Raw genomic sequence first — 19,675 nt, 5'->3', positions numbered from 1 at the left:
CGGCGGATCCAGTCCGGCCTCGCAGGCTCCCTGAACAGCCACCCCCGGGAGGGCTGTCGTCCAACGCCCGCAAGAGCTGCATGCGGAAAAAGTGGTTCGGTCACAGAACTATTCTATACAGGGAACTATCGCGATAGGCTGGCTTCATGAACATGGCCGAGGTGTCCCTCCAGGAAACCGGGGTGGCCCAGACCGGAGCCGATGCCTGGTCATTGACCGGCGCCATCACACGCCTGCGCCGGGTTCTGCGCTCGAGCGTCCGGCAGGAGTTTCCGTGGGAATCACTGCCCATGGCCCAGGTCGAGGTACTGCAGCGTCTGGCCGATGAACCGGGCCTGGGTGTCAGTGGACTTGCTGCGCGCCAGCGCCTGGCCACCAACACGGTGAGCAACCTGGTCCAGCAAATGGTGACTTCCGGACTCGTGCAACGCCTGACCCGTCCCGGCGATCGCCGGTCCGTAAGCCTTAGCCTGACGGCCAAGGGAACGGACGTGCTCAGCGCGTGGCAGGCAGCCAATGACCGCCGGCTCGGGCAGGCTCTTCAACGCTTGCCGGAGGCCTATCAGAAGGCGATCGAAGACGCTGTTCCCGCCCTGGCCGCCCTCGCGGCCCTGCTGGAGACCGACGACCAGATCCGGGACGGCCGCACGGAAACAGAGACGGCCCCGTGACAGCCCGGGCATCCTCGACCATGAGGGCAGCGTCATGATGGGCCTCATCGAATCCCGGTAACACGGCGATGCGGCCTCAATGACTCACAGTGCAGCCCAATGATGCGACTACGTATACCCCGCCGGGCCATTGTGCCCTGTTCCGGGAGGCGGCCCGGACGTAGTTTCACACGAGGAGGTCTGATCATGATGGATGGCTGGTACGGGCATGGCTGGGGTATCGGCGCGTGGGTGGCCATGGCCCTGTTGATGCTGATTTTCTGGGGCGGCGTGGTCACCGTCGTTGTGCTCCTGGTCCGGCGTACCCATCCGGGCGAGGGACCGGCCGCGCTGCGGCCGCCGCACCACGACGCCGAGCGGATCCTCAATGAGCGCTTCGCCCGGGGGGAAATCGACGAACAGGAGTTCATGGCCCGGCGCACGGCGCTCAGGCGCCAGGATTGAACCCGTTGACCGGACGCGGTCAGCTCATCCTCGGGGCAGCGGCCGTGATTCTTCTGACCGCCCTGTCGCTCGTGGCGGCCGGCCTCGTGGGCAGTCTTGTGAATCCCGGGGGCACCGGTTTTCTGTCCCGCACCCGGTGCCTGGCTCCCAATCTATCCGGCCAGCTCGTCAGCGTTTCACTGACCAACATGGGCGGGCCCATGGTGGTCCGGCCCAACCCCATAATGGGCGGCGCCATGCGGATGACGGCCGACCGGAGCACGGTGGCACACGGCACGGTCTCGTTCCTGGTAACCAACGGGGGAACCATCAGCCATGAACTTGTCATCCTTCCCCTTCCTGACAACCAGATCCCCGGCACCCGCCCGATCGGCGGGGACGCCAAAATCGATGAGACTGGCAGTCTCGGGGAAGCCTCCAATACCTGCGCCGAAGGCACCGGCCAGGGAATCCTGCCCGGCGCGTCAGGCTGGGTGACTGTCACGCTGGCCCCGGGGCACTATGAACTGGTCTGCAACCTCCCCGGCCACTATGCCGCCGGCATGTACACCCAGCTCACGGTCAACTAACCGCCGCCCAGCCCAAGCCGTGACGAACCCGGCGCTGCCAGGGACCACGCGTCGCAGCGTCGCCTGAGGTGGATGTCACACCCGGACCCCGTTTGTGACAGATACCCCCTAGGGGTATATTTAGAAGGCAGACCTCCCGCCGCCGGAGGAACTTCCAAAGGAGCGCACCGATGGACCAGGACCACCACAACGGACCTTCCGCCCGGCAGGACGAGCCCAGCGCTCCCCGCAGCGGGTCCGCCGTCGCGCATGCCCCTGACGCCCACGCCGTCCATGGCCATGGCATGGACGACGAGCACATGGTGCACAGCCACGGCCAGCATGCCGGCCACAGCGTTGCGATGTTCAAGAACAGGTTCTGGCTCACGCTGGCCCTGTCGGTGCCGGTGGTCTACTTCAGCCCGATGTTCGGGCACCTGCTCGGCTACATGCCCCCGGTTTTCCCGGGCTCGGCCTGGATCCCGCCGCTGCTGGGCACCGTGATCTTCGTCTACGGTGGTCAGCCCTTCCTCAGGGGTGGCCTGGAGGAGCTGAAGAGCCGGAAACCTGCCATGATGCTGCTGATCGCCATGGCCATCAGTGTCGCTTTCATCGCCTCCTGGGTCACCAGCCTCGGGATCGGCGGTTTTGACCTGGACTTCTGGTGGGAGCTGGCCCTGCTGGTGGCGATCATGCTGCTGGGGCACTGGATCGAGATGCGCGCCCTCGGCTCCGCACGGGGCGCGCTCGACGCTCTCGCCGCACTCCTGCCCGACGAGGCGGACCGGATCACCGCTGAGGGCACGGAAACCGTCAAAGTCAGCGAACTCGTGGCAGGGGACACCGTTCTGGTCCGCTCCGGCGCCCGGATGCCGGCCGACGGCATGGTCGTCGACGGCCAGGCCGAGTTTGACGAATCGATGATCACCGGCGAATCCAGGACCGTCCTCCGCTCACCGGGCGATAAGGTCATCGCCGGAACGGTTGCCACAGACAACACCGTCCGCGTGCAGGTCACCGCCGTCGGGGATGACACCGCCCTGGCCGGGATCCAGCGGCTGGTCGCCGAGGCGCAGGCCTCCTCCTCCAAGGCCCAGGCCCTGGCCGACCGGGCCGCCGCGTTCCTGTTCTACTTCGCCGCCGGCGCCGGCGTCATCACGTTCATCGTCTGGTCAATGCTGGGCAGCGTTCCCGACGCCGTCACCCGTACCGTCACCGTGCTCGTGATCGCCTGCCCCCATGCCCTGGGCCTGGCCATCCCCCTGGTGATCGCAATCTCCACCGAGCAGGCGGCCAGGGCAGGTGTCCTGATCAAGAACCGGATGGCCCTGGAGCGCATGCGCACCGTCGACGTCGTGCTCTTCGACAAGACCGGGACGCTGACCAGGGGCGAACCCGCGCTCAAGGACGTCGCGGCCGCCGAGGGCTTGGACCGGAACGATCTCCTGGCGCTGGCCGCAGCCGTGGAAGCGGACAGCGAGCACCCGGTGGCCCGGGCCATCGTCCGAGCCGCGCGGGAGCAGGGCATGGCGATTCCGGCGGCTTCCGGATTTTCGTCCATGACCGGCCGCGGTGTCCGCGCCACGGTCGACGGCAGGACCGTCCAGGTCGGCGGCCCGGCCCTGCTCCGCGACCTCGAAGCGGAAGAACCGCCGGCACTGGCCGCCGCCACCCGGGCGTGGATGGACCGCGGCGCCGCCGTGCTGCACATCATTGACGGGCGAAGGATCCTCGGAGCCGTGAGCCTCGAGGACGCCGTCCGCACCGAATCCCGGCAGGCCGTCAAGGCACTGCAGGACCGCGGCATCAAAGTCGCCATGATCACCGGTGACGCCCGGCAGGTCGCCCGCGCCGTCGCGGAAGAGCTCAACATCGATGAGGTGTTCGCCGAAGTCCTCCCGGCCGATAAGGACAAGAAGGTCGCTGAGCTGCAGGCCCGCGGACTGAAGGTCGCCATGGTCGGGGACGGCGTCAACGACTCCCCCGCCCTGGCGAGGGCCGAGGTGGGGATAGCGATCGGCGCCGGCACCGACGTCGCGATGGAATCCGCCGGCGTTGTCCTGGCCGGCAACGATCCCCGGGCCGTCCTGTCGATGCTGGACCTCTCCCGGGCCAGCTACCGGAAAATGTGGCAAAACCTCATCTGGGCCACCGGCTACAACATCATCTCCGTCCCGCTGGCCGCCGGAGTGCTCGCCTTCGCCGGCGTCGTGCTCTCGCCTGCTGCCGGCGCCGTGCTGATGTCCGTCTCCACGATCGTCGTCGCCCTGAACGCGCAGCTGCTGCGCCGGCTGAAACTGAACCCCGCCCAGGTCCGCTGAACCCGGCAGCCACCCGGGCCCGCACCGGGCCGGTAATCTTGAAGCCAACCAGGCCGCACAGAAGGAGGAACACCATGACCGCCATCTGTTCCGGGCGCGCCACGGCGTTCCTCCGGCGGGCGGCCCTTCTCGCGGGATTGCTGGCGATCGTCGCCGGCATTTTGGGCATGCACATCATGACCGGCACGCACGCCATGACGGCGCGGGCCACCGGTCATAACACCCGGGCGCTGCCCGCCATGCAGGCGTCGGACCACCCCGGCCACGTCGCGGTGACCCCCGCGGCCGCCTCCGCCGCACAGAGTCTCACGCACCCGCCAGGGCCGTCCTGCGGCGAGGCGTGCGGGTACACGGCGATGTCCGCCATGCACGCGGACTGCGTCCCTTCTCCCGGGAGCACGACGCTGGCTGCTCCGCCACCGGGCGCCACGCCGCTGACTTCCAGCGGCGGGCCCATCACCGCCGTTCCCGCCACCGGGTACGGGTTCATTCCGCGAAGTCCTTCGCCGGGCCAGCTTTCCATCAGCCGGACGTAAACGGCCACGCTGCGCCGTGTCCTGCCCGGCGCGCCCCGCTTACCCGATACGCACCTCCCGGCCGTTCAGGCCGGTTATGGGCGTGTTATCCGCAGTCGTGCAACAACGACGATTTGATGATTTAAAGGACTTGAATTCCATGAAGAAAATTCTGACCATTTCTGCCGTTGGAATTGCCGCCGCCATAGCCCTGGCGGGCTGCGCGGGGACCTCCGGAAGTACACCTGCCAGCTCCATGCCGGGCATGGGCCAAAACGGGATGGGGATGTCCTCGAGCTCAGCCCCCGCGGCCTCGAACCACAACGCTGCGGAAACCATGTTCACCCAAGGGATGATCCCGCACCACGCCCAGGCCGTAGAGATGAGCGACATGATGCTCAAGAAGCAGGGCATGGATGCCCGGATCACCGCTCTCGCCACCAGGATCAAAGCCGCGCAGGCCCCCGAGATTGAGCAGATGACGGGCTGGCTCAAGTCCTGGAACGAACCGGCCCAGATGGCGTCCGGCCATGGCATGGGCGACGGGATGATGGGCGATGACGATCTGAACAAGCTCGATGCCGCCCAGGGTACTGAAGCGGCCAAGCTTTTCCTGACCGGGATGATCGCCCACCACCAAGGCGCCGTGACGATGGCGACGGCTGAAATCAGCCAAGGCAAAAACCCCGACGCCATCAGCCTCAGCAAGGCAATCGTGACCTCGCAGACAGCCGAAATCCAGGAAATGAAGGGTCTGCTGGCGGGCTTCTAGCCAGCAGCCCGGCTCCGGTCCGTCACAGGGCCGGGGCCTTACGTGGATTTTGGCCGCCCTCGCGGGAGGTCCGCTAGAACAGGCTCCCGACCGGCTGGATGAGTTCGGGCGAGTCGTTCCTGACATTCCCGACGGCGGTGCCGACGGCGTCGATCGTCCAGCCCTCCGCGACGTCGTGCGCCCCGGCCCGCACCAGCGCCACGAGGGCCGCGGCGTCATCGGCCTGCGGGTCCAGCCAGGCCTGCATCGTGCCGCGGTCCATCGGCAGCGGGACCCGGTCGTGCAGGGCCGTGAGTTCCGCGAGCATTCCGCCGGCATAGCCTTCGGGCGGCGAGTCCGTTGTCAGGATCGAGGTCGAGAGCAGCCAGCGTTCCGGATCGCCGTCGGCCTTGGACGGGTCCTTCCACCATTCGTACAGCCCGGCGAACACCATCGGGTGTTGGTCCCTGGGATGCACATAGTAGGGCTGCTTTCCCCGCCCCTCGCCCTTCCATTCGTAGTAGCCGTCAGCCGGCACGGCGCAGCGCCGGGAGCGGGTGGCCTTCCGGAACGCGGGCTTCTCCAGGACGCTTTCGCTGCGGGCGTTGATCATCTTCGACCCGATGCTCGGATCCTTGGCCCAGGACGGCACCAGCCCCCAGCGCGCGATGTGCAGTTGGCGGACCGGGCTGCCGTCCACGAGCCGTTCCAGCAGGATCGGCACATCCACCGTCGGGGCGACGTTCCAGGACGGCGGGATGACAATCTCTTCCTCGAGCCCGGCGTCGAACTCCGCCAGCAGGTCTCCGACGGCCCGGGCCATCACATAGCGTCCACACATGGCACCAGCATGCCACCGCGGGCATGCCGTGTCATCCGGACCCGGCACGCACCCCGTCACGCCATGGGGAATAGCGGTGTGCGGGTTACGGTTGAAGGGAACGACACCCCTGACAATGAGCATCGAGGAGAAACTTCGTGGACTTCACCCCCGAATCCGGCACCATCACCATGTTTTCGACCACCTGGTGCGGCTACTGCAACCGGCTGAAGAAGCAGCTGGACGCCCAGGGCATCGGTTACACGGAGATCAACATCGAAGAAGTCGAAGGCACCGCCGACCTCGTGGAGAAGCTCAACGGAGGCAACCGCACCGTCCCGACCGTGCTGTTCCCGGACGGCACCGCGGCCACGAACCCCTCGGCAGCCGAGGTCAAGAACCGGCTCGCCGCCTAGCCCGGACACGTTCCGGCACAATTTCAACCACGACGGCGCGGCCCCGACAGGACCGCGCCTTACCGCGTGTTGCGACGCGCATGAGGGAGCTTTTCCATGGTCCACAAAGTCAAAGGCGTAGTTGCCCGCTCCAAGGGAGCACCCGTCACGGTGGAGACCATCCTGGTCCCGGATCCGGGGCCCGGCGAGGCATTGGTGGACATCCTCACCAGCGGCGTCTGCCACACTGACCTGCACTACAAGCTCGGCGCGATCAACGACGACTTCCCCTTCCTGCTCGGCCACGAGGCCACCGGCGTGGTCAGCGCCGTGGGTCCGGACGTCACCGAGGTAGCCCCCGGAGACCGCGTGGTGCTGAACTGGCGTGCCGTCTGCGGCGAATGCCGTGCCTGCCGCCGCGGCCAGGCGCAGTACTGCTTCAACACCCACAACGCCACCCAGAAGATGACGCTTGAGGACGGCACCGAGCTCACCGCGGCCCTCGGCATCGGCGCCTTCGCCGAGAAGACCCTCGTCGCCGCCGGCCAGTGCACCAAGGTGGACCCGGAAGCCGACCCTGCCGCCATCGGCCTGCTGGGCTGCGGCGTCATGGCGGGCCTGGGTGCCGCCATCAACACCGGCGGCGTCAAGCGCGGCGATTCGGTCGCCGTCATCGGCTGCGGCGGAGTGGGCACCGCGGCCATCGCGGGGGCCGCGCTCGCCGGCGCCACCACCGTCATCGCCGTCGACATCGATGCCAAGAAACTCGACCGCGCCAAGGAACTCGGCGCCACCCACACGGTGGATTCCTCCGCCGTCGACCCGGTCGAGGCCATCCGCGAGCTCACCGGCGGCTTCGGCGCCGACGTGGTGATCGACGCCGTCGGGCGCCCCGAGACCTACAAGCAGGCGTTCTACGCCCGGGACCTGGCCGGCACGGTGGTGCTGGTGGGCGTACCGAGCCCGGACATGACCCTGGAACTGCCGCTGCTGGATGTCTTCGGCCGCGGCGGCTCGCTCAAGTCCTCCTGGTACGGCGACTGCCTGCCCTCCCGCGACTTCCCGATGCTGATCAGCCTCTACCGCCAGGGCAAGCTGGACCTCGACGCCTTCGTCACCGAACGCATCACGATCAACGACATCGAGGAAGCCTTCGGCAAGATGCACGCCGGCTCGGTGCTCCGCTCCGTGGTCGAACTGTGAGCGGCGCCGGGACCCCGCTCCGGATCGACCGGCTGGTCACCTCGGGCACGTTCTCGCTCGACGGCGGCACCTGGGATGTTGACAACAACGTCTGGATCGTCGGCAACGACGAGGAATGTGTCATCATCGACCCGGCGCACGACTCTGCCGCCGTCGAGGCCGCCGTCGCAGGCAGAACCGTGACGGCAATCCTGCTCACACACGGGCACGATGACCACATCGGCGCCGTCGGCCAGGTCCGCGGGCGCGTCGACGCCCCGGTGTACCTGAACCGCGAGGACTGGATGCTCTGGGAACGTGTGTTCCCGGGGACCGAACCGGACCACGCCATCGCGGACGGGGACACTTTCGACGTCGCCGGGGCCCGGCTCGTGGCCCTGCACACCCCGGGGCATTCCCCCGGGTCCATGTGCTTCTACCTCGAAAGCGAAGGCACGGTCTTCAGCGGCGACACGCTGTTCCAGGGTGGACCGGGCGCCACCGGCCGGTCCTTCAGCGACTTCCCCACCATCGTCGAATCCATCCGGAGCCGGCTGCTGACGCTCCCGGCTGACACAGTGGTGCGGACCGGCCACGGGGATCCGACGACGGTCGGCGCCGAGGCCCCGCAGCTTCAGGAGTGGATCGCCCGGGGGCACTAGCCAGGCAGCCGGCCGAAGTCGCCGTAGTCCAGGGTGGCGTAGCGGGCGTAGGTGCCGATCACGGCCGCCTCGATCGCGTCCACGTCCAGGTGCGGGACGAGGTCGTTGACGGCGCCGGCCGTGGCCGGGTCCCAGTCCAGGCCCAGGGCCGCGTAGCTGGCCTCCAGCACAGCCCGGATGGGGGCGGAGTTCTCCACCACGATTACGGAGCTGAACAGCCAGCCGCCGGAAACGACGCGCTGGGCGGTGCCGATCAGCTTGATTTTGCGGTCCGGGAAGGCCTGGTCCTGGCCGTGGACGCTGAATTCACCCGGGCAGTATTCACCCGGGATTTCCCCGACGGCGGCGTCCACTCCCGTGCTGCGCAGCGCCTGCGCCAGCAGCTCGCCGAAGAAGGAGAACCGGCCCTTGGCACCCGCGATGGCGTCCTGCTGCGGCTCGACATGGTCGATCACGAGCGTCCCCTCGTGATACGCCGCGGCACGGCCGCCGGCCTTCCGCACGAGCGGCTCAAAACCCAGGTCCCGGCAGGCCCGCGCCGCGGCGTCGAAGCCTGGCAGATGGGTGTCCCGCTGCCCGAACGCCACGGTGGGGGCCGGGCGGTAGAGCCGCAGGGTGGGGCCCACCACGCCCGTCTTGACCTTGTTCAGCAGCTCGAGCGCGAAGTCGAGGTCCCCGGCGGCACCGAGCGATTCCTCCTGCCGGACAACCGTCAGTGTCCGTGGTCCGCCAGCGGCCTGCGGCATGTTGCTATGCTCCCTTATGGTCATCTTGCAGTTCCTCGTTGTAGCCGCCGCGTTTGCCGTCATCGATTCCGTCTGGCTCAAGTCGATGAGCAGGTTTTACCGGAGCCATCTGGGGCACCTCATGGCGGACAAGCCCCATCTAGGGTACGCCGTCGTCTTCTATGTGCTGTACATCGCCGGGATCGTTTTCTTCGCCCTCCAGCCGGCGCTCGACGGCGGCAGTTGGCTGACCGCGCTGGGTTACGGTGCCGCGCTGGGAACCTTCGCCTACGCCACCTACGACCTCACGAACGCCGCGACGTTGAAGGACTGGCCGCTCGCGATCGTGCTGGCGGACATCGTCTGGGGTGCGTTCCTGACCGGCGTGGCCACCGTCGTCGGCTGGCTCGTCTTCCACTAGCCTCCCGCACCCAACCAGGTGGCAGTTGTTGTCGTTCTGAGGGCTCAAAACGACAACAGCTGCCGGCCAGTTGGGATGTCAGGACTTGCGCAGCGTCAGGATCTGCTCCGCGCGGCCGAACGGGCCCTTGAGGTCGTGCAGCACCGTGGAGGTCAGCCCGATCCCGTCGGTGCCGAAGGACACCTCGTTGTCCAGTCCCAGCCACTCCCCTTCAGGGTGCCGGTACATGTGGATCTGCAGGTCCAGATTGGGAAAGGCGTAGCTGCCCTTGCCCGGCGGCACCCGCGCCGCGATGCCGTTGGCCGTGTCCACCAGCCCGATCAGCCTGGCCAGCCCGCTGCTGTCCGCCTGGTCGGTGAGCGGATGGCTGGTGTGCAGCCACACCGTACCGGAGCCCGCGCGATGGCCCTCCGCGATCCGCATCTGCAGCGAGGCGATGTAGCCGCCGGGCCAGACGAGCGCGGCGTCGTATGGATCGCAGTCCTCCGGTCCGGCGATCCCCGGATCCTCGAAGGCCGCGATGGCGGTGGTGTCGGAGGTGATCATCCGCCAGGCCGTGGCGCGGATGGCGACGCGGCCGCCGGCCACCAGTTCCGCCTGCAGCAGTTCTATGGTCCGGCCGGGGCGCAGGGTCGTGGTGGTGACTTCAAACTCGCCGCCGGGAATCAAGCCCAGGATTTCGTAGCTCAGGCGCGCCATCCGCATGTCGTCGCGGGGCTCGTGCCGGGCCAGGCAGTCGGCCATGATGCCGGAGGCCGGTGCCATATGCTGCTCGTGCTCGTTCCAGGCGCCCTGGGCGTGGATGGTGGAGCGGAACCGGCCGCCACCAAGCACCTCGTAGTAAAAATCGCCCTCGGCAAGAACCGGCAGTCCAGCAGCCAACGTCAACCCTTTCGCAGCTTCCATCGATGAATCCCGAACCACCCTACCGCCTGCGGGGGCCGCCGCCACCGGTTCAACGACGCGCGGCCGGCCCTCGTTCCGCACCGGCCACCGGCTCGGCGGCTGTGTCATGGATCCCCTTTGCTTTCCCCGACTGGGTAGACTCGGAGACAGATTCCACAACTATCCGCCGAAGAGGTGCCCTCCTGATCCGAGTCATTAGCTACAACCTCCGCAAGCACAAGGCCAGTGGTGAGCTGGTCGATCTGGCCACTGATTTCGGGGTTGATGCGTTATGCCTCCAGGAGTGCGATACGGAGGACCTGCCGGCGACCATCGGTGATCTGCACCTTGCCGACGCCACCAAGGGGAACCGGCTGGGCCTGGCCATCTACTACCGCCAGGACCGCTTCACCGCGCACGACACCAGGACGTTCGCCCTGAAGAAATCCCTCCACGATCATGTCCTGGCTCCCGCACACGAGCGGCTCATCGGCACCCACGTGGTCGACAACGAGACCGGGCATGACCTGGTCATCGCGTCCTTCCACGCCGCGCCGCTGACAGCGTCGAACTCTCTGCGGAGGAACCAGATCCATGCTGCGCACGCCGAGCTGCTCAGCATGGGCGGTGGCCTGAGGACACTGATGGTGGGGGACTTCAACTATCCGTTCTTCACCAAGTACCTCACCGAGCAGATGAAGGACGCCGGCTACGAGCTCTCGCTCAGCGACCGGCGCACGTACACGCGGTACAAGGTCTTCAAGGGCCACTTCGACTTCGCGACGTCCCAGGGCATGGACATCGACAGCGTGGAGACCCTCCCGCGCGGCGCTTCCGATCACCTGCCCATCCTCGTGTCCGCGGAGTACGGCGAGGATACGACGGCGGCCGGCCCAGCGGGACCAGCCGCTGACTGAGCAGTTCCCATCAGGGTCGACGGCGGCGCAGAAACTCTGTTGAGCCGTAACCGGCGGCCAGGACGAGGATGCAGCCGGCCCATCCGAGCGCCAGGACAATCAGGGTCGCCCGATCCCGATCCTCATAGGGAGTCAGCGACTGTCCGGCGACGACGACCCTTCCGGCCGCCGAACGTGCCACGATCGCCATCCGAAGCTCCGGTTCCGGTTCCCAGGTCACGACATCGGAGCCCGATGTTCTGGCGGTCTGGAGCACGCCGGCGGGAAGAACTGGAAGCGAGCCGTGGAGGGTGGCCGTCCCCGACACCGGGTTGTCGTCCTCCCCGTAGACGATGACGAAGACTCCGCTCTCCGGGGTCAGTTCCAGACGCGGCAACGGTGCCGACTCTGAACCTATGAGCTGGAGTTGGGCGGCGACCGCCGCTGCGGGCGCCGCATTCGCTGACTGCCGGCCGAGCTGTTGCAACGCCACATAGGCGCTTCCAAGAATGAGCGTGATGACTATGGCTGCCGCCAGCCACCCGATGACCCTTTGCATTTCTCCATCATCGGGCATGCCTCTTCGTCAGGGGCGGTTTCCAGGGAGCGTTTTGTTGATGTCAGCCCCGGGCTCCGGTCTGGGGCGCAACGTCGCGGCGCTCAGGCCTGTCGCTGTGCCACGGCGCCGGCAAGCGAAGCCAGGCCCCGTTCGAAGTCCGCGCCGATCATCTTGTCCATATTCATGACCACGGCGAAGAGCTTGGCGATGCCCTTGTTCTCGCCGGTCATGGCCCAAGTCACCTGTGTCCCGCCGGCGGCAGGGGCGAAGGTGAAGACCGTCGGGTTGACCGCCTTGAAGGGCTTGGTGAAGGCGAGGCGGATCTTGATGCTCTGCGGCTCAATGGAGTCGACGATCTCCATGGTCCCGGCGCCCGCCTTGCGGTTGCCGCTCCAGGCGTACTGGGCGCCGACGCCGGAATCGTTGCCTGAGTAGCTGCGGTCCATCGCGGGATCCACGGATTCCCAGGGCGACCATTTGGTCCACTCATGGAAACTGTTGACGAGCGGGAAGATCTCTTCGGCCGGGGCCGGGATGACGGCGGTCCGGGTGACTTCATAGGTAGACATGGGGCAATCCTAAGGCGTAATTGGCGCGGTCGTTGGAGACACGGGCGGCATAGAATCGAGCATGACGAACGCCGGATGCCCGCAGCCAGCGAACCGGGGTGCCCCGTCGGCGCCGGCGGTCGGGAACTGACGCGGGGCCCCGTGCGCCACGCGTGGAGCCTGCCGCCCGGCCTCAAGACTGTCCTCGACTATGAGCGCTCCTGGCTGAAATCCGACCTTGCCGCCGGCGCCGCGGTCAGCGCCGTCCTTATCCCGGCCGGGATGGCCTATGCGGAAGCCTCCGGGCTGCCTGCCGTCACTGGCCTGTACGCCTCGGTGATCCCTTTGCTGGCCTATGCCGTCTTCGGACCCTCCCGGGTCCTGATCGTTGGCCCGGATTCAACCCTGGCGCCGATGATCGCCGCCGCCGTGCTGCCGCTGGCGGCCCGGGGTTCCGACCACGCCGTGGCCCTCGCGGGGGTCCTGGCCCTGATGATCGGCGTCATCCTCCTCGTCGGGCGCGTCGTCAGGCTCGGGTTTGTCACCGGGCTGCTCTCCAAACCCATCCGCGTCGGCTACCTCAACGGCATCGCGCTCGCGGTCATCCTCAGCCAACTGCCCAAGTTCCTCGGAATTCCGTCCCCGGGCGGCTCGCTCGTGGACAACGCCGCCGGCACGGCCCGGGCGGTGCTCCACGGCGCCGTCAATCCCCTCGCGCTGCTCTTCGGCGCCGGAACGGTGGCCATCATCGTCGCCTGCCGGTTCCTGCCGTGGAAGGTGCCCGGAGTGCTGCTCGCGGTCGTCGGGGCCACGGCCCTTACCGCCGCCCTGGACCTGACGGCGGCGGTCCCGATGGTGGGTGCGTTGCCCGGCGGCTTCCCTTCGCCAGGCATCCGCGGAGTCACCGGCGCCGAGGTTTTCGCCCTCATCGGCCCGGCGGCCGGCATTGCACTGATGGCCTTCGCGGACACCTCCGTGCTGTCCAAGAGCCTGGCCGCGCGACGCGGAACCCGCGTGAACGGGAACCAGGAAATGGGGGCCCTGGGTGTCGCGAATGCGGCCTGCGGCCTGTTTGGCGGGTTCCCCGTCTCCGGCAGCGCCTCGCGTACCCCGATCGCCCTCGAGGCCGGCGCGAGGAGCCCGTTCAGCGGAGTGGTCGCGGCGGCCCTCGTGGTGCTCTTTATGCTGGCCGTGCCCGGTGTGACATCCTTCCTGCCCTCCAGCGCCCTGGCCGCCGTCGTGATCGTGGCAGCCGCCTCGATCGTGGATGTGAAGACGCTCATCCGCTTGTTCCGGATGAGCCGGAGGGAGGCTGCACTGCTGCTGGCCACTTTCCTTGGTGTGGCGTTCGTGGGGGTTCTCGAAGGCATTGTGGTGGCGATCGGCCTGTCGCTTATCGCCTTCGTCCTCCGGGCCTGGGATCCCTACCGGACCGAATTGGCGAGCGTCGGGGACGTACCGGGCTACCACGACCTCAACAGGCACCCCGAGGGCCAGCGGGTGCCGGGGCTCGTGATCGCACGCTTCGATGCGCCGCTCTTCTTCGCGAACGGGGCCGTATTTACGGAACACATCCGGACCCTCGTGGCGAACGCCCCCGGGCCGGTGCGGTGGGTGATCGTTGCCTCGGAGGCCATCACGGATCTGGACACCACCGCCCTGGATGACCTGGTGGAGCTGGATGACGAGCTGGCGAAGATCGGCATCAGCCTGGTCTTCGCCGAGATGAAGGGCCCCATCAAGGACCGGCTGATCCGCTTCGGCGTCAGCAGCAGGTTCGGGCCAGGACACTTCTTCCCCACCGTGACCAACGCGGTCCGCAGCTATAAGAGGGAGTTCGACCTCCCGTAGCCTCAGCCCAGCAGGGGGACGACGTCGATCCTGCCGTCGGGTGCGATGGTCACCAGAACACGCCTGCCGGTGACGCCGTCCAGCGCCGTTGCCAGCCGCTCAGCGAGTGCCCCGGCGACGGGGATGGCCGTGTCACCGCCGGCAGGGCCGGCGTCGGCACGTCTCCAGACGGTGACGCCGGCACCCGTGGCCTCCTCGATGGCCCGGTGCAGCGGTGCGGGGTCGGCGCCGGTGACCAGGATTACTTGGCCGATGGTGGGCCTCCGCGCGGGGCCTGCCGCGGCGAGGACCGCACGGTCATGCCGCCACACCGAGAAGTGGTACCCGGCGGCCAGTCCGGTGGCCACGAGCAACCCCAGCGGGGCGCGGACCCGGTCGACGAGGCTGCCGCCGGTGACCGTGTCCAGGAAGAACTCGAACACCCGGAAGCCGACCACCAGCAGGGCTGCCAGGGCCACCGCGGCACTGAGGCCGAAGACAGCGATGAGGTAAACGCGCCGCCCCGTCGGAACGGCGGCCACCATCCGGTGTTGCCTGCCGGGCTTCCATGCCAGCCACCAGACGCAGCCGCCAACGACGAGGGAGCTGATGCCGCCCAGCAGCAACGTCCGGGCGCTCCCGCCCGCCAGCGGCGACACCGCCATGGACAGGGCGGCGTTCAGGATCACGCCGACGCCGCTGGCCGCTGCTGCCAGGGCCACGCCCGACGTCACGAGCATGCCTGCCTGCCGGGTCCGTTCGGACCGGCCCACCGCCGCGGTGCGGTGATAACGCCAGACCAGCGCGCCAACGGCGGCAGCGGCGAGGGCAACACCGAGGGGTGCGAGCAGCTCAGTCAGGGAGTCCTGCCGGTCAAACGCCAGCCGCAGCAGCACGAAGAGAACCGTTCCGGCCCCGCCCAGGGCGAGCAGGCCCGCCGCCAACACGCCGACGACGACCAGCCCCACATCGGCGAACCCGCCCATGAGCCGGCGCGCACCGCCGCGGAACCAGTGCCACCACCAGACCAGGGCTCCCCCGGCCGCCCAGATCAGCTCGCGGAGGGTCGAATCCCACCACGGGTCAACTGTCGAGGCGAGGTCCATCGACCCGCGGATAGCGACGTCGAGCAGGCTCCCCAGACCCGCAACCGAGGCGCCGACGCCGAGGCCCAGCCCGAAGAAGGTCCCGATGACGGCCGGCACAGTCGCGAGCGCGATAGGGCCGCGGGCGTGCCGCCACATCCAGCGGTGCCAGACCCAGACGAGCAACCAGACCAGCCCGACGGACAGCGGTGAACGCCACTCCGGGTCCTTTCCGCCGACGAAGGACGCGGCCATGGCCAAGAGCGCCGTGATGGACATAATGAGTGCATACGTGTAGACGACCGCGATGTAGAGTCCCCACGAGGTGGCGCCCCGCTCCGCTTCCTCATCCAGCCGCCGCCAGACGAGCCACCAGAGCAGCGCGGCGAGCGGGCCGCCGATCAGGGTGAAGGCGAGCGAGAGCGCCAGCCCCGCAACGCCTTCACCGGCCAGCACCTGGCCGGAGCGCAAGAGCCGCTCCAGCAGGCCGCTGAGCCCGTTGGCGGCGATCAGGACGAGGGCGAACAACAAAACGAACACGACGAGGCGGCGGACCTTTGCCTGGGCAGATCCCGGTGCCTGGCCGGTGTGGGTCCTGGCGGTACTCACTTTTTCAGCATCCCGCCGGCACACGTCTGCAGGCTGTAGGGCAGTTCGTTGATCATCCATTTGCCGCCCGCCTTCACCAGGCCCAGGACGCCTTCCTCCGCATATTCGGACGGGCCGAACGGGCCGGCCTCGGCGGAGTGGACTATCGAGACCTTCACCGTGGCGGTCCCTCCCCGTTCTGTCGTGGAGATGAGGACGACCCGGCTGGCCTGCGCGCCGCCGTAATAGTTGGCGCAGCGCGAACGGGCGTTGTCGGTCAGGTACGCGTCCGCGGCCGCGGTATCGGAGTCGATGACCGCCTTGCTGTAGCGCTGCACGACGCCCGCCGGGGTGGACTCATCCAGCAGCTGCGGCTCCCCGCGCAGGAACACCACACCAAGGGCTACGACCACCAGGACCGCGATCGCCGCCACGATGCCGAACAGCACACGGTCCGGCCGGTCCCGCCCCGCACCCGGGGGCGGAACGTCCGGTGCGCCGCCGCGTGTCGGCTCTGCGGGGTCATCGGGCTCTTGGCTCATGCCGTAAGTATGGGCGGGCGCCGGCCCGCGGTCATGGTGTCTTTAGCCCCCTTTCCGCCCGGGATCCCGTCGACGACGTTGGAAGCAGGCACTACGCTCGGGAAATGGGAATCATGGGGAAAATCCTCGGCGTCGTGGTTCTGGTCATGGTCGGGCTGGTGGGGGCAGGGCCGGCGGCGCTGGCCGTCAGGCCGGTCGACGTCGTCGTGGCGGACCGGGCCGGGGTGCTGGACCAAAACACGCTCCTGCCGGCACTGCGCGCCGTCGACTTCTACCAGCCCACCAAGGTCGCCGTGTACACGTACAACGGCACGGCGGCGGACAACCTGAACGAGGAAATCCTGCGCTTCGCCCGTGCCGAGCACCCGGACTGGATCAGCGCTGACGGGCAGAAATGGGCTGACGGGCTCTTCATCTTCGCGCTGGACCCGGTGGGCCGGCATGTGGGGACCTACATGGGGGAAGACCGTAAGGTGTCCCTCGGGCAGCGCGATGACATCCAGAACGCGTCCAAGGACCTGTTCCGTGACGCCCAGTGGACCGAGGGCACGATTGCCGGAATCAAACGCGGCGCCGAGCTGATCAACCAGCCGTGGTACCGGTCTGCTGCCTTCCTCATCACGGCCTGGACCACGGTGTCGGCAGCCGCCGCCGGTGCCGCCGGCTGGCTGATCGTACGCTGGCGGACCAGGATCGGCAGCCGCAAGGAACTGGCGCGTGGCGACGCAAGCTACGCCAACGTGAGCATGGACCTCCAGGTCACCGAGCTCAACGCCAACACCATTCCCGAGTCCTCCCGTTACGGCGGCTCCGTCCTGGAGAAGCACCGCACCTTCCTGACCCGGTACAACACCGCCACCGGGCTGTCCCAGCAGGTCCATGCCCTCTCGTCCCGGGACCTGAGCCGGCGGCCGAACCTGAGACTCGTCCGGAAGTACGCCGATGCCTCGGCCGAGCTGGACGCGCTGGACGACGTCATCGCGGACACCAACGCCCTGCTCAACCGGGGGTCTTCCTGGGCCGCCGCCTGGGACCGGCAGCTGGCCCCGTTCCGTGCCGACCTGGCCGGGCTGGAGCAGCTGCTCAGCAGGCGCCACGGTGCGGGCGATTCGGTGACGGCGGCGGCGCTCCGGTCCTTCCGCGAGCAAAGCCAGCGCGAGATGGAACGCTGGACCTCCGAGCTCGCCGACAGCGCCATCAGCCCGGAGACGGCGCTGGACCGGCTCCGGGACGCCCGGACACAGCTCTCCGAGCTGTTGAAGAACCATGCGGACACCGTCATCGAGGGCTTCGCCAGGAATGAGAAGGAAGCCAAGATGATGCGCAAGGAAATGGAGAGCGCGCAGGCAGGTTCCAAGGCCAAGTACGGCCGCGCCTACGAGCCAAGCATCCTCGGCACGGTCTACCCGTCCTACTACTTCTTCTCCGTCCCCACCTTCAACTCGGGTTTCAACACCGGGGTAAGCAGCGTCAGCAGCGCCCGCGGCGGGGGTACCACCACCGGCTACGGGAGCAGCGGCGGCAGCTTTTCGGGTTCCGGGAGCTCATCGGGCTTCTAGCTCAGCCGGCCTCCTTCGCTTCGCTCCGTTCGCTCCGTTCGACGACGAAATCGCCGCCGGGAATCAGGATGGTCTCGTGACCGTCGTCAAACCTCACCTGGTACGGCGGCGCACCGTCGGCGCCCCTGACCTCAAGGATCAGGCCGTGCCGGTCCGCGGACTCGACTGTGTGGCCCCGGATGATGATCCGGTCCCCTGGTGCAGCTTTCATGGAATTCACCTCCCTTCTACAGGGTACGTTTGTCCGGCCCGCGGGGGAACGGCCATTCGCTTGGGAAACCCTGGGTCAGGAGGCCAGTTCCCGACGCCGGAAGCCCAGTTCCCGCTGGGCCCCGCGCAGCGGCGACCCGGCGAACGGCAGTTCCTCCAGCCGGATGGCGGCGGCCGCGGCCAGGGCCGTGCTGTTCGCCGAGGCGGCAGCCCGGGCCGGCAGCCCGAGGGCACCGGCAAACTCCGTCCAGTGCCTGGCCCGGAGGTTCCTCGTCTTCCCGGAGACGGGCAGCGCCAGGGTTTCATCCCCGTACAGCAGGGTGCACGGCACGTCGAACACAGGAGCCATCGTGAACCCGCGCCCGCTGCCCAGGATGGCGACATTCTTGGCATGCAGGTCGCCGTTGCCGGTCAGCCAGGCGAAGAGGAACTGGAGGTAGAGGTTGCGGCTGGCGACCACCGGTGCCGTACACCGTCCGGCGAGCGCCGTGGCCACCTCCTCGGAGCTGACGGCGTATTTTGAGGCCGGGGGCAGGCCCAGCACCTGAGTTCCGTCTTCCAGCGGCAGCCGGACCCACGGGCCCGCAGGGCCCTTGACCCGGTCAAACCGCTCCACGAGCAGTCCCCTCAGTCCGTTCCTGTCGGTAATGACCGAGCCCTTGGCCACCGGGATCTTCAGGGCCTTCGCCCCGCGCAGGTGCGCCGCCTCGTTCTCCACCAGGTGCGGATGTTCCGGGGGATCCAGTTTGAGCAGGTAACGGTGCCCCCGCAGGGCCAGCGGCGTCGTCAGCATGGAGGCACTCGTCTTGCGCTGGACCCCGGGCAGCCCGTGGAGGTCCACCGTGTTGGCGAGGGCGGAGAAGTCCAGCTCTTCCGGCCGCGAGGTATCGGCCAGGGTGGGCGGTTCCACCGGGGGCTCGCCGGCAGGAACCACCTGGACGTCGCCGGGCACGTCGGCCCCGACGGCGAGCAGCAGGGTCAGTTCGTCGTCAAAGCTCGTTTTGGTCGCATTCTTCAGGACCGTGAGCCGGTGCCCTTCGGGCAGGAGTCCGGCAAAGAAGGCCGGCAGGGCCCCGGCCGGGGTCTCGACAGCAGCCTCAGACAACGGGAGGGAGACGGCCACCGGGGGGAGGCCGCCGGCCAGGTACCGGGCGAGGTAGGCGAACCTCACTCCCCCGTAGCCGGTCCGCATCAGGTGCCCTGCCAGGATCCCGTTCTTGTAGACGTCGGCCGCCCTGACAAATTTCAGCTCCTGCAGGTCCGCGGGCATCAGCGCACCATGAGCTGCAGGCCGAGAACGTTGCTCACGGCTACCACAGCCTGCAGCGAGGGGTTCCCCGTGGCCGTCTCGATCGCCCGGACGGTACGCACCGAGGTCCCGGCCAGGTGCGCCAGGTCTTCCTGCGTGATCCCGGCGTCCTTGCGCGCGCTGCGGATGCCGGCCGCGATGCTGGCCACGTCGCGCATGGGGTCCCTCCGTTTCCAGTGCCCTGACTCAACGGTCCATCCGGCAGGATC

At 68.1% G+C, this 19,675-nt stretch carries 23 protein-coding genes; 13 read left to right on the top strand and 10 right to left on the bottom strand.

Going from position 1 to position 19,675, the window contains the following annotated elements; genetic code table 11:
* Positions 1 to 146: 146 nt before the first annotated feature.
* The 6 genes from E5206_RS11495 to E5206_RS11470 all read left to right on the top strand — a co-directional run bounded on the left by E5206_RS11495 (position 147) and on the right by E5206_RS11470 (position 5,271).
* Complete coding sequence (locus E5206_RS11495; protein ID WP_205759907.1) at positions 147 to 671, top strand: MarR family transcriptional regulator; 525 nt, start codon at positions 147 to 149, stop codon at positions 669 to 671.
* 186 nt (positions 672 to 857) lie between these two features.
* Complete coding sequence (locus E5206_RS11490; protein WP_136322589.1) at positions 858 to 1,115, top strand: SHOCT domain-containing protein; 258 nt, start codon at positions 858 to 860, stop codon at positions 1,113 to 1,115.
* A gap of 5 nt (positions 1,116 to 1,120) precedes the next feature.
* On the top strand, positions 1,121 to 1,684 hold the full coding sequence (locus E5206_RS11485) for a sulfocyanin-like copper-binding protein (RefSeq protein ID WP_136322588.1): 564 nt from the start codon (positions 1,121 to 1,123) through the stop codon (positions 1,682 to 1,684).
* Between the two features lie 170 nt (positions 1,685 to 1,854).
* Positions 1,855 to 3,984 (top strand): copper-translocating P-type ATPase, encoded by a 2,130-nt coding sequence (locus tag E5206_RS11480; RefSeq protein WP_136322587.1) that lies wholly within the window; start codon positions 1,855 to 1,857, stop codon positions 3,982 to 3,984.
* Between the two features lie 74 nt (positions 3,985 to 4,058).
* The gene (locus tag E5206_RS11475) at positions 4,059 to 4,520 is read left to right on the top strand and encodes a hypothetical protein (RefSeq protein WP_136322586.1); all 462 of its coding nucleotides are present in this window, start codon (positions 4,059 to 4,061) and stop codon (positions 4,518 to 4,520) included.
* Between the two features lie 139 nt (positions 4,521 to 4,659).
* Positions 4,660 to 5,271 carry a DUF305 domain-containing protein gene (locus tag E5206_RS11470; protein WP_136322585.1) on the top strand — a complete coding sequence of 204 codons (612 nt, stop codon included), beginning with the start codon at positions 4,660 to 4,662 and terminating at the stop codon, positions 5,269 to 5,271.
* A 73-nt stretch (positions 5,272 to 5,344) separates the two neighbouring features.
* On the opposite strand, the gene E5206_RS11465 is transcribed toward E5206_RS11470, so the two are convergent.
* Complete coding sequence (locus tag E5206_RS11465; RefSeq protein WP_240690174.1) at positions 5,345 to 6,073, bottom strand: SOS response-associated peptidase; 729 nt, start codon at positions 6,071 to 6,073, stop codon at positions 5,345 to 5,347.
* Between the two features lie 155 nt (positions 6,074 to 6,228).
* Between E5206_RS11465 and E5206_RS11460 the strand changes: the two genes are divergently transcribed.
* The 3 genes from E5206_RS11460 (at position 6,229) to E5206_RS11450 (ending at position 8,309) form a co-directional block, all read left to right on the top strand.
* Positions 6,229 to 6,486 carry a mycoredoxin gene (locus tag E5206_RS11460; protein WP_136322583.1) on the top strand — a complete coding sequence of 86 codons (258 nt, stop codon included), beginning with the start codon at positions 6,229 to 6,231 and terminating at the stop codon, positions 6,484 to 6,486.
* Positions 6,487 to 6,582: 96 nt separating this feature from the next.
* Positions 6,583 to 7,668, top strand: coding sequence for an S-(hydroxymethyl)mycothiol dehydrogenase (locus E5206_RS11455; RefSeq protein ID WP_136322582.1), 1,086 nt, complete (start codon positions 6,583 to 6,585; stop codon positions 7,666 to 7,668).
* Positions 7,665 to 8,309: an MBL fold metallo-hydrolase gene (locus E5206_RS11450; protein WP_205759906.1), complete on the top strand. Its 645-nt coding sequence runs from the start codon at positions 7,665 to 7,667 to the stop codon at positions 8,307 to 8,309. Before E5206_RS11455 ends, E5206_RS11450 begins: the two co-directional genes overlap by 4 nt.
* On the opposite strand, the gene E5206_RS11445 is transcribed toward E5206_RS11450, so the two are convergent.
* Positions 8,306 to 9,055, bottom strand: coding sequence for a lipoate--protein ligase family protein (locus E5206_RS11445; RefSeq protein ID WP_136322581.1), 750 nt, complete (start codon positions 9,053 to 9,055; stop codon positions 8,306 to 8,308). The two genes, E5206_RS11450 and E5206_RS11445, sit on opposite strands and share 4 nt — an antisense overlap.
* 16 nt (positions 9,056 to 9,071) lie before the next feature.
* Between E5206_RS11445 and E5206_RS11440 the strand changes: the two genes are divergently transcribed.
* A complete protein-coding gene (locus tag E5206_RS11440) occupies positions 9,072 to 9,455 on the top strand; it encodes a DUF2177 family protein (RefSeq protein ID WP_136322580.1) in 384 nt (127 codons plus the stop codon).
* Positions 9,456 to 9,533: 78 nt separating this feature from the next.
* On the opposite strand, the gene E5206_RS11435 is transcribed toward E5206_RS11440, so the two are convergent.
* Positions 9,534 to 10,337, bottom strand: a complete 804-nt coding sequence (locus tag E5206_RS11435; protein WP_205760062.1) for a thioesterase family protein — start codon at positions 10,335 to 10,337, stop codon at positions 9,534 to 9,536.
* Positions 10,338 to 10,546: 209 nt separating this feature from the next.
* Between E5206_RS11435 and E5206_RS11430 the strand changes: the two genes are divergently transcribed.
* On the top strand, positions 10,547 to 11,257 hold the full coding sequence (locus E5206_RS11430; protein WP_136324096.1) for an endonuclease/exonuclease/phosphatase family protein: 711 nt from the start codon (positions 10,547 to 10,549) through the stop codon (positions 11,255 to 11,257).
* Positions 11,258 to 11,267: 10 nt separating this feature from the next.
* Here E5206_RS11430 and E5206_RS11425 read toward each other — a convergent pair whose 3' ends face one another.
* Both E5206_RS11425 and E5206_RS11420 read right to left on the bottom strand, forming a co-directional pair.
* The gene (locus E5206_RS11425; protein ID WP_136322578.1) at positions 11,268 to 11,813 is read right to left on the bottom strand and encodes a hypothetical protein; all 546 of its coding nucleotides are present in this window, start codon (positions 11,811 to 11,813) and stop codon (positions 11,268 to 11,270) included.
* Between the two features lie 83 nt (positions 11,814 to 11,896).
* Entirely contained in the window at positions 11,897 to 12,364 is a 468-nt protein-coding gene (locus tag E5206_RS11420; protein WP_136322577.1) for an SRPBCC family protein, read from the bottom strand.
* A 75-nt stretch (positions 12,365 to 12,439) separates the two neighbouring features.
* On the opposite strand from E5206_RS11420, the gene E5206_RS11415 reads away from it, so the two are divergent.
* The gene (locus tag E5206_RS11415) at positions 12,440 to 14,194 is read left to right on the top strand and encodes a SulP family inorganic anion transporter (RefSeq protein ID WP_136322576.1); all 1,755 of its coding nucleotides are present in this window, start codon (positions 12,440 to 12,442) and stop codon (positions 14,192 to 14,194) included.
* Positions 14,195 to 14,196: 2 nt separating this feature from the next.
* Here the strand turns inward: E5206_RS11415 and E5206_RS11410 are convergent, their stop codons facing one another.
* A complete protein-coding gene (locus E5206_RS11410) occupies positions 14,197 to 15,867 on the bottom strand; it encodes a DUF5671 domain-containing protein (RefSeq protein ID WP_136322575.1) in 1,671 nt (556 codons plus the stop codon).
* Positions 15,864 to 16,388: a hypothetical protein gene (locus tag E5206_RS11405; RefSeq protein WP_240689665.1), complete on the bottom strand. Its 525-nt coding sequence runs from the start codon at positions 16,386 to 16,388 to the stop codon at positions 15,864 to 15,866. Before E5206_RS11405 ends, E5206_RS11410 begins: the two co-directional genes overlap by 4 nt.
* A gap of 104 nt (positions 16,389 to 16,492) precedes the next feature.
* On the opposite strand from E5206_RS11405, the gene E5206_RS11400 reads away from it, so the two are divergent.
* Entirely contained in the window at positions 16,493 to 17,947 is a 1,455-nt protein-coding gene (locus E5206_RS11400) for a DUF5129 domain-containing protein (RefSeq protein ID WP_136322574.1), read from the top strand.
* Between the two features lies 1 nt (position 17,948).
* On the opposite strand, the gene E5206_RS11395 is transcribed toward E5206_RS11400, so the two are convergent.
* The 3 genes from E5206_RS11395 to E5206_RS11385 all read right to left on the bottom strand — a co-directional run bounded on the left by E5206_RS11395 (position 17,949) and on the right by E5206_RS11385 (position 19,624).
* Complete coding sequence (locus tag E5206_RS11395) at positions 17,949 to 18,158, bottom strand: DUF1918 domain-containing protein (protein ID WP_136322573.1); 210 nt, start codon at positions 18,156 to 18,158, stop codon at positions 17,949 to 17,951.
* A gap of 75 nt (positions 18,159 to 18,233) precedes the next feature.
* The gene (locus E5206_RS11390; protein WP_136322572.1) at positions 18,234 to 19,427 is read right to left on the bottom strand and encodes a HipA domain-containing protein; all 1,194 of its coding nucleotides are present in this window, start codon (positions 19,425 to 19,427) and stop codon (positions 18,234 to 18,236) included.
* On the bottom strand, positions 19,427 to 19,624 hold the full coding sequence (locus E5206_RS11385; protein ID WP_136322571.1) for a helix-turn-helix domain-containing protein: 198 nt from the start codon (positions 19,622 to 19,624) through the stop codon (positions 19,427 to 19,429). The genes E5206_RS11390 and E5206_RS11385 overlap by 1 nt, the downstream gene beginning before the upstream one ends.
* Between the last annotated feature and the right edge of the window lie 51 nt (positions 19,625 to 19,675).

This window comes from Arthrobacter sp. PAMC25564 (genome assembly GCF_004798705.1).
Lineage (GTDB): Bacteria > Actinomycetota > Actinomycetes > Actinomycetales > Micrococcaceae > Arthrobacter.
Note: the sequence above shows the minus strand (reverse complement) of the source record. Positions and strands in the feature narration are given on the sequence as shown.